The following is a 9,586-nucleotide window of genomic DNA, read 5'->3' as shown; positions in this document are numbered from 1 at the left end:
TTCCTTCCCAAGCCCTTCAATCTGGGCACCCTGCGGAAGGTGCTTGAGCAAGCGAGCGCCGTGCGTTCCTCGACACCCTGATGATTTTCCTGCCAGCCGCATCAACCGGGCAGCACGTGGCGCCTGACTGAAAGCGGATTTCGATGCAGGTCCAGGCGCTTCTTGCCTTCTGCTACCGCTTTCCAGTTACTGCTTTTCGGCCAGCGCAGGTGCATCGCTCCAGCCGCCGCCCAGCACCCGGTACAGCGTCACCTGGTTCTGCAACTGCGCCAGCGTGGTCTGCACCGCCGCCTGCTGCGCGGCGAACAGCGAGCGCTGCGCATCGAGCAGATCGAGATAGCTCGCCGCGCCGCTCTGGTAACGCAGGTCCGACAGCTTGAAGCGTCGCGCTTCCGCATCGGCCTGCGCCCGTTGCGCACGCAATTGTTCGCCGTAGGTCGCACGGCCGGCGAGCGCATCCGATACCTCGCGGAATGCATTCTGGATCGATCTTTCGTATTGCGCGATGGCGACGTTGCGCGCCGCCTGCGCCACTTCCAGACCGGCCTGGTTGCGGCCGGCGTCAAAGATCGGCAGCAGGAGCTGCGGCGCCAGCGTCCAGACGAAGGTGCCGCCCTGGAACAGGCCCGACAGTTCCCTGCTCGCGCTGCCCGCGCTGCCGGTCAGGGAGATGCGCGGAAAGAATGCCGCCCGTGCCGCACCGATGTTGGCATTCGCCGCGATCAGCAATTGTTCGGCCTGGCGAATGTCGGGACGGTTCGTCAGCAGGTCGGACGGCAGGCCGGCCTGCAGTTCGGAACCGATCACGGTCGTGGCCAGCGTCGCGCCGGCCACCAGCGTGGACGGCAGCGGTTGTCCGACCAGCAGCAGCAATGCATTTTCATTGACCGCACGCTGTCGCTGTTGCTGGGCCAGCGTGGCACGGGCGCCTTCCACCAGCGATTCAGCCTGGCGGAAATCAAGTTCCGACACCACGCCGTTGTCGAATTTCAGCTTGGTCAGGCGCAAGGATTCCTCGCGCGCGGCCAGTGTCTGCTTCGTCAATGCCAGCAGTTCGTCGTCCGCGAGCAGGCTGAGATAACTGTTGGCCACCGATGCGATGAGGCTGATCTGCACATTCCGGCGCGCTTCCTCGGTGGCAAGGTATTGCGCCAGAGCCGCCTCGCTCAGGTTGCGGATGCGGCCGAAGAAATCGAGTTCGTATGCCGTGACCGTCAGGCCGCCGGTGTACGTTGTGGTGGTGCCGCCGCCCGTACCGGGCTGGCGGTTACCGGCGAGGCCCGCATTGACGGTCGGCAGCTGGTCTGCCTGGCGGATCTGGTACTGCGCCCGGGCCTGCTCGATATTGAACACCGCGACCCGCAGGTCGCGGTTGTTCTGCAATGCCAGCGCAATGAGTTGCCGCAGGCGCGGGTCGCCGAAAAAGCGTTGCCATTCGACGGTGGCAGCCGATCCGCCGGCATCGGCCGCAGGGGTAGCAGGGGCGGCAAGCGGAAAGCCTGCCGGCACCGGCGCCGCCGGCCGCTCGTACAGCGGGGCAAGCGACATGCAGCCGCCGAGGAACAGCGACAGGACCAGCGGCAACAGGACAGGCGCCCGTTTGGCCGTAGCCGCAGTTGTTGCGGCAGCCGTCGCAGAAAATGAACGTGCAGTCTTCATGTATCCGTCTTTCTCATGGTGCCGGTGCGGTGGTGGCTGTCGGCCCGGCAACGTCGTCCGACTCGTGCGCATAGCGCTTCCTCTGCCGCTCACTGCCCTTGAAAATGCGGCGAACGACCACGAAGAATACCGGCACGAAGAACACGCCCAGTGCCGTGGCGGTGATCATGCCGCCCATCACGCCGGTACCGATGGCGCGCTGGCTGGCCGAGCCGGCACCGGTCGCAATCACCAGCGGCAGGACGCCGAGGATGAACGCGAGCGAGGTCATGAGGATCGGACGGAAGCGCAGGTGGCAGGCCTCCAGCGTTGCCTCGATCAAGCCCTTGCCCTGCGCCTGCAGGTCCTTGGCGAACTCGATGATCAGCACGGCGTTCTTCGCGCCAAGTCCGATGATCGTGATCAGGCCGACCTTGAAGTAGACATCATTGGGGAAAGCGCGAAGATTCGCCCCGAACAACGCCCCCAGCACGCCGAGCGGCACGACCAGTAGCACCGAAACCGGAATCGACCAGCTTTCATACAGCGCCGCCAATGCCAGGAAGACTGCGAGCATCGCGAAGCCGAGCAGGACAAATACGGTCGAACCCGACAGCTTTTCCTCGCGCGACTGGCCGGTCCACTCGAACGCAAAGCCGGCGGGCAGCTGCGCAGCCAGGCGCTCCATTTCGTTGAGGGCATCGCCGGTGCTGCGTCCCGGCGCGGCATCGCCGGATATCCGCATGGTGGGATAGCCGTTGTACCGCACCGTCTGCATCGGTCCGACGACCCAGCGCGTCGTGGCGAACGCCGACAGCGGCACAGCCTGCCCCTTGACGTTGATGGCATTGATCCTTAGCAGGTCATCCGGCTGCATCCGCGCCGGCGCATCCGCCTGTACCACCACCCGCTGCAGCCGTCCGGCGTTCGGGAAGTCGTTCACGTAAGCCGACCCGAGCGAGGTGGAGATGGCGGCGTTGATGGCATCGAACGAAACGCCGAGCGCATTCGCTTTCTCGCGGTCGATGTCGAGCTGCAGTTGCGGCGCATCCTCCAGGCCTTCCGGACGGACGCCGGCCAGCACCTTGCTCTGCGATGCCAATCCGAGAAGCTGGTTGCGTGCTGCCAGCAGCGCCTCACGGCCGTTGCCGCCACGATCCTGCAGGCGGAAAGAGAAACCGGTGCCGCGGCCAAGCTCCGGAATCGGCGGCGGGCTAATGGCGAAAATGATCGCATCCCGCAAGCTGCTCAATGCGCCGGTGGCGCGCCCGGCCAGCGCCTGGGCCGTCATGCCGGCGCCAGTGCGCTCATCCCAATCCTTCAGGGTGACGAATGCCAGCGCCGCGTTCTGGCCGCTGCCGGAGAAGCTGAAGCCGAGCACGGCGACCATGCTCTTTACTTCCGGCTGGTTGAGGATGTAATTCTCGACCTCGCGCATGACGGTCGACGTACGCTCCAGGGTCGCGCCCGGCGGCAACTGGACGTTGGCGATGATATAGCCCTGGTCTTCATTCGGCAGGAAGGACGACGGCATGCGGACGAACATCAGGCCGACCACCGCGATGACGGCGGCGAAGACGATCATCGTCCGGCCGGTGCGTGCCAGCAGCCATGCCACCCACTTTTCATAACCCTTGGCCGTGCGGGAGAAGCCGCGATTGAACCAGCCGAAGAAGCCGCGCTTCTCGTGGTGATGCCCTGCTTCCACCGGCTTGAGAAGGTGGGCGCACAGCGCCGGTGTCAGCGACAGCGCCAGGAAGGCGGAGAACAGGATGGACGACACCATCACCGCCGAGAACTGGCGGTAGATGTTGCCCACCGCGCCGCCGAAGAAGGCCAGCGGCACGAACACCGATGCCAGCACCACTGTCACGCCGATGATGGCGCCCGAGATCTGGCCCATTGCCTTGCGCGTGGCCTGCAGCGGCGGCAGCCCCTCCTCGCTCATGATGCGTTCCACGTTCTCCACCACCACGATCGCATCGTCGACCACGATACCGATCACCAGCACCATGCCGAACATGGTCAGCACGTTGACCGAGAAGCCGAGCGCAAGCAGCACCCCGAGCGTACCCATCAGCGCTACCGGCACGACGATGGTCGGGATGATGGTGTAGCGGAAGTTCTGCAGGAAGAGGTACATCACCAGGAACACCAGCAGCACCGCTTCGGCCAGGGTCTTCACCACCTGCGTGATGGAGATGTCGATGAAGCGGGAACTGTCGAACGGGATATCCCATTTCATGCCCGCCGGGAAGTAACGCGACAGTTCTGTCATGCGGTTGCGCACCGCCTCCGCGGTCGCCAGCGCATTGCCGGTGGGCGAAAGCTGGACGCCGATACCGGTGGACGGCTTGCCGTTCAGGCGCGCGGATGTGCCGTAGTTCTGGCCGCCGATCTCGATGCGGGCTACGTCCTTGAGCCGCACCGCTGAGCCGTCGGGATTGGCGCGCAGGATGATGTTGCCGAACTGCTCGACGCTGCTGAGCTGGCCCGGCACCACGACGGTGGCGAAAATCGATTGGCCCGGCACGTTCGGCAGATCGCCGATGGTGCCCGACGACACCTGCGCATTTTGCGAGCGGATGGCGTTGTTGACATCGGCCGACGACAGGTTGAAGCCCACCAGACGGGCCGGATCGATCCAGACCCGCATCGCCCGCTCGGTGCCGAACAATTGCGCCTGGCCGACGCCCGGCAGGCGCTGGATTTCCGGCAGCACGGTGCGCGACGCATAGTCGCCGAGCGCGATCGGGTCCCACTTCGGATCGTCGGACGACAGGATGGTGAACAGCAGGAAGTTCGACCGCGCCTTGTCCACCCGGACGCCCTGCTGGACTACCGCCTGCGGCAGACGCGGCGTCGCCCGGCCCAGCCGGTTCTGAACGTCGACCTGGGCGAGGTCGGCATTGGTGCCGGTCTCGAAGCTGAGCGTGATCGTGCCGGTGCCGTTGGCCTGGCTGATCGACTCCATGTAGATCAGGCCCGGCGATCCGTTCATCTCGCGCTCGATGACGCTGATGACGCTGTCCTCCAGTGTCTGGGCGGAAGCGCCCGGATAGGCGGCGGTAATGACGATGGACGGTGGAGCGACCGGCGGATACTGGGCGATCGGCAGCTGGGTCATCGCGACCCCGCCCAGCACCAGGATAAACAGTGCAATCACCCACGCGAAAATCGGGCGGTCAATAAAGAAACGGGCCATGCGGCACTCCTGTGATTAGCGGTTTCCGCCGGCGGCCGGGGCGGCGGGCGCAGCGGATGCGGATGCGGCAGGCGGGGCTCCTCCGGCAGGCGCGTTCTGCGCCGCGGCTTTCCAGGGCACCGGCTTGACCGGCGCGCCCGGTACCATCATTTTCTGGAATCCGTCGACGACCACCTGCTCGCCTTCCTTCAATCCTTCCAGCACCACCCATTGATTTCCTTGCGCGCTGCCGACCTTCACCTGGCGCGGAGCGGGCTTGCCGTCGGCGCCGACGACGATGACGGAATCACCCTTCTCGCCGCCGCGCGTCACCGCCTGCTGCGGCAACAGGATGCCGGACGGGATCTCGGCCTGCGACAGGCGCACCCGCACGTATTGTCCCGGCATCAGGATGCCGTCTGGATTGGGCACTTCGGCGCGTAGCGTGATCTGGCCGGATGTCGGATCGACGCTGATGTCGGAAAACAGCAGCTTGCCCTTGCGCGGATATTCCGAGCCGTTATCCATCATCACCGTGACAGGCACCGGCTTGTCCGCCGACTGCACATCGCTGCCGCTCGCGGCCTTGCGCAGGCGCATGACTTCGCTGGCCGACTGGGTGAAATTGACATACACCGTGCTGGTTTGCTGGACCAGCGCGAGCTGCGTCGCCTCGGCGGCGCTCACCAGCGCACCCTCGGTCACGAGGGCGCGGCCGATGCGGCCTGCGATCGGCGCATTCACGGTTGCATACTCGAGATTGATGCGGGCGGTCTGCACCGCCGCCTTGCCTGCGGCCACATCGGCCTCCGCCTGCTTCTGGCTGGCGACCACGTTGATGTATTCCTGCTTGCTGACGGCATTGGCTTCGACCAGCGGCTTGTAGCGTTCCGCCTGGGCGGTGGTCTGCGTCAGGTTTGCCTGGGCTTTCGCGAGCTGGGCCTGGGCGCTTTCGAGCGCCGCGCGATACGGCGCCGGATCGATCTGGAACAGCACCTGCCCGGCCTTCACTTCGCTGCCCTCGCGGAACAACCGCTTCTGCACGACGCCGTTGATGCGGGCCCGGACCTGCGCGACCCGCAGTGCTTCGACACGGCCCGGCAATTCGGTCTGCAATGCAACCGGCTGCAGGGCGGTGGTCACGACCCCCACCTCGGGCGGCGGCGGTTTGGCGCCCCCGCCTCCGTTGCCCCCGGCGGCGGGTGCGGCGGCATCCTTGGAGCCGCAGGCGGCGAGCACCGCCAGCATGAGCATCGAGCACAGGATGTTGCGTATTCTTGCTGGCGGAGCGGATAAACGATTGCGCATCACTATGAGCACCTTCAGGATTGGGTAGAACGGCGGTGGAACTGTTGATTTACGCTACGGCGGACCGATCCGGAATGCTTGCAGGCGCATAAGAGTGCGTCGCCGCCATACATGCCCGCGTTGCCGATGGCCATGAATTTCACATTCCGGGATTCCGCCGCCGCTGATAAAACCGGTCAACGAACAATTGATTACAAAAAAATGGCCCGGTTCGATTTGTTTTTGCCGGGCAAAACGAGGGACAGTATAAACTAACCTACAAGAGTGTATGTATCGCACTGTATCGCCCGCCGGGGCGCTCCCGACTCACCGAATTTCACAGGAATCGCTAACGTGCGCAGAACAAAAGACGAAGCGATGGCCACCCGCGACGGCATTCTCGACGCGGCGGCCTTGCTGTTCCAGAAGCAAGGCGTATCCCGCACCACACTGCAACACATTGCCGCCGCCGCAGGCGTGACACGCGGCGCCATCTATTGGCACTTCAAGGACAAGGCGGACCTGTTCAACGCCATGATGGACCGCGCCACCATGCCGCTGGAAAGCGCGCTGGAATGCACCGATAACGCCGGGCTGGCCGATCCCGTCGGCGACGTGCGCACCTGGGTGCTCACTGCCTTCCGGCTGACGGTGACGGACCCGATTGCGCGGCGGGCATTCGAGATTGCCACACATAAAGTCGAGTATGTCGAGGAACTGACGGCGGTGCGCGACCGCTATATTGCCAACTATAACCAGTGGCTGTTGCGCTCCGAGAAGCGGCTCAAGCTCGCGACCAGGCGCGGCCTGCTGCGTTCGGGCGTGTCGGCGCGGGTGGCGGCACTGGGCTTGTGGGCGATGGCCGATGGACTTATTCGCCTTTGGCTGCTGGATCCGGCGGCCTTCGATCTGCAACGTGTCGGCCGGCAGGTGCTCGACGCCCACCTGGATGCCTTGCGCATCCCGCAACCGGTTTAAAGCCGACCGATCAGTTTCGTCAGCATCGCCATCGTGCGCACCGTCGCGCCGCGATGCTGATTGGCGAACCGCAGGGCGTCGTCGCTCATCGCCCCCCTTTCCTCATGCATCTGCACCAGGCGCATCGCATGGGCAAGCATGTCGCTTGCATCCGCCACGCGCCTTGCGGCGCCGGCGGCGACGGCATCGTCGCTTACCTCGGCAAAGTTGAAGGTATGCGGACCGATCAGCACCGGCTTGCCGACCGCGCAGGCTTCGATCAGGTTCTGTCCGCCCAACGGCAGCAGGCTGCCGCCGATGAAGGCGATGTCGCAGGCGCTGTAGTAGGCGAACATTTCGCCCATCGAGTCGCCGAGCAGCATCTGCACATCGCCAGGCAATGCGCCGCTGCCCAATGCCGAGCGCCGCTGCATGTGCCAGCCATGTTCGCCGATCAGGCGCGCCACATCATCGAATCGCTGCGGATGCCTTGGCACGACGACGATGAGCAGATTCCCGATGTCCCTGCTCCGCAATGCCTCGAGAATCAATGCCTCCTCGCCTTCGCGCGTGCTGGCACACAGCAGGACCGGGCGCGCGCCGATCAGCCCGCGAATCCGCAGTCCCGTCTCGATGGCCTGCTGCGGAGGGGCGACATCGAATTTGATGCTGCCGGTCACCTGCACATTCGCGGCGCCGAGCTGGCGCAGCCGCCGTGCATCCGATTCAGTCTGCGCGGCGATGCAGGACAAGCCGTGCGCGGCTTCCGTCATCAGGCCGGACAGTCGTTGCGCCTTCGCCAGCGAGCGCTCCGACAGCCGCGCATTCACCAGTGCGACAGGCACCGCCTGCCGGCGGCATTGCGCGATCATGTTCGGCCATACCTCGGTCTCCATCAGGATGCAGATCGCCGGCTTGAAATGCCGCAGGAACCGGCCTGTCATCCATCCGGTGTCGTAGGGTAGATAGCATTGCACCACTCGCGCGCTGCGGGCGGCGAACAGGGATCGTCCGGTTTCGCGTCCGGTCGCGGTCATGTGGGTAAGCAGGATGCAGTGCTTCGGATAGGCGTCCAGCAGTGCATCGACGAGCGGTTGCGCCGCACGGGTTTCCCCGACGGAGACCGCATGCAGCCATATCATCGGCTGCGACGGGCCAGGCTGCCGGTAGACGCCGAAACGCTCGGCAAGGTGCTGCCGGTATCCAGGCTCTTTCCGGCCGCGCCACCAAAGCCGGGCGAACACCAGCGGCAGGGCCAGCCACCATGCGAACGAATACAGTATGCGGCTCATCGCCCCGGTCGTCCCGCAATCCGATACGGCGTTCGCGCGGCGATTGTCTCAGCGCGCATCGTCGAGGCGGCAGCGTTCATGACAGCGCCGATTCGGTTGCCGCAAGCAGCCGGTCGACCGCGGCTTCGACTTCGTCGACCCCAGGCGGCGCGCCGGTGTCGCCGAGATTGACGATATTCGGTGACCAGTTGCCTTCGGTCTTCCAGCGCGGCGAATCGCAGTACAGCTCGATCGTCGGCCGGCAATAGGCGGCGGCAATGTGAGTCAATCCGGTATCGACGCCGACGGCGAGACGGGCTCGCTGGGCAAGCAGGACCGCTTCCATCATCGGCAGCTTCGGCAGCACCCGCGCATTCGGCATGCGCGAAGCAAGGTCTTCCGCCGCGTGCTTCTCCGCAGGACTTCCCCAAGGGAGCAACACCGGCAATCCGCGCGCCGCGACCATCCGCCCCAATCGTCCCCAGTGGTCGGGCGCCCATTGCTTCGCCGCACGCGCGGTGGCGTGGAAAAATGCGGCATACGGTTCTTCGGGGAGCCAGGAAGGAAGCGTTTGGAGTGGTGGCGGCTGCAGATCGAAATCGGCCGGGGTGTCGACTTCATAGCCGAGCGCCGCGGCAGTGACCAGCCTGCCGCGCAATACACCATGGGTGCGCAGGCCGACCGGCACGCTCATCGTGTGGAAGATCCGCGAGAGGCCTTCATAACCGGAACCTTCCGTGCCGTTTGCGAGGCCGACACGCCTGCCGCCCGGCGCAAGTCGGGCAAGCCGCATGACCAGCCCGGTTTTCAGCAGGCCCTGCGTATCGAAGATCACGTCATAGGCAATGCTGCGCAGCCGGGAGGAAAACGCGCGCATCTCGGCGCGCGTCTGTTCGGTGAGCAGGGTCTTGCGCCAGCGGCGCAATGCGAAGGGAATGATGTCGCGCACACCCCGGTTCAGCCTGACCAGGTCCGCATAGGCCTCTTCCACCACCCAATCGATGTGCGCATCGGGGAAACGGCGCAGGATGTCGGCGACCATCGGCATGTTATGCACCACGTCGCCGAGGGAAGACACGCGGACGATCAGAATCTTCATCGGGGTCGTCATGCTGCGCGGCCGGACTGATTCTTCAGAACGGCAACTGCGCGCCTGGCATGGCTGCGACGATGGCTTGCTTGAATTGCTGCTGAATGCGCTGCAGTGCGTCCTGCGACTCGGCTTCGAAGCGCATCACCACCACCGGCG

The 9,586-nt window shown here is 65.1% G+C and carries 6 protein-coding genes; 1 reads left to right on the top strand and 5 read right to left on the bottom strand.

Annotated elements, in window-relative coordinates:
- Positions 1-186 precede the first annotated feature (186 nt).
- The 3 genes from V7080_RS19875 to V7080_RS19865 are packed head-to-tail and all read right to left on the bottom strand — an operon-like array spanning position 187 to position 6,130.
- Entirely contained in the window at positions 187-1,659 is a 1,473-nt protein-coding gene (locus V7080_RS19875) for an efflux transporter outer membrane subunit (RefSeq protein WP_334190130.1), read from the bottom strand.
- 13 nt (positions 1,660-1,672) lie between these two features.
- The gene (locus V7080_RS19870; protein WP_334190129.1) at positions 1,673-4,843 is read right to left on the bottom strand and encodes an efflux RND transporter permease subunit; all 3,171 of its coding nucleotides are present in this window, start codon (positions 4,841-4,843) and stop codon (positions 1,673-1,675) included.
- A gap of 15 nt (positions 4,844-4,858) precedes the next feature.
- Positions 4,859-6,130: an efflux RND transporter periplasmic adaptor subunit gene (locus tag V7080_RS19865; protein ID WP_334190128.1), complete on the bottom strand. Its 1,272-nt coding sequence runs from the start codon at positions 6,128-6,130 to the stop codon at positions 4,859-4,861.
- Between the two features lie 333 nt (positions 6,131-6,463).
- On the opposite strand from V7080_RS19865, the gene V7080_RS19860 reads away from it, so the two are divergent.
- Positions 6,464-7,087 carry a TetR family transcriptional regulator gene (locus V7080_RS19860; RefSeq protein WP_334190127.1) on the top strand — a complete coding sequence of 208 codons (624 nt, stop codon included), beginning with the start codon at positions 6,464-6,466 and terminating at the stop codon, positions 7,085-7,087.
- Here V7080_RS19860 and waaA read toward each other — a convergent pair.
- Positions 7,084-8,358, bottom strand: a complete 1,275-nt coding sequence (gene waaA / locus V7080_RS19855) for a lipid IV(A) 3-deoxy-D-manno-octulosonic acid transferase (RefSeq protein ID WP_334190126.1) — start codon at positions 8,356-8,358, stop codon at positions 7,084-7,086. The two genes, V7080_RS19860 and waaA, sit on opposite strands and share 4 nt — an antisense overlap.
- A 76-nt stretch (positions 8,359-8,434) precedes the next feature.
- Entirely contained in the window at positions 8,435-9,436 is a 1,002-nt protein-coding gene (waaC, locus tag V7080_RS19850) for a lipopolysaccharide heptosyltransferase I (RefSeq protein ID WP_334190125.1), read from the bottom strand.
- Positions 9,437-9,586: the final 150 nt, after the last annotated feature.

This window comes from Noviherbaspirillum sp., from assembly GCF_036846085.1.
In the GTDB taxonomy this organism is placed as follows: Bacteria; Pseudomonadota; Gammaproteobacteria; order Burkholderiales; family Burkholderiaceae_D; genus Noviherbaspirillum.
This window is presented reverse-complemented; position numbering and strand designations above follow the sequence as displayed.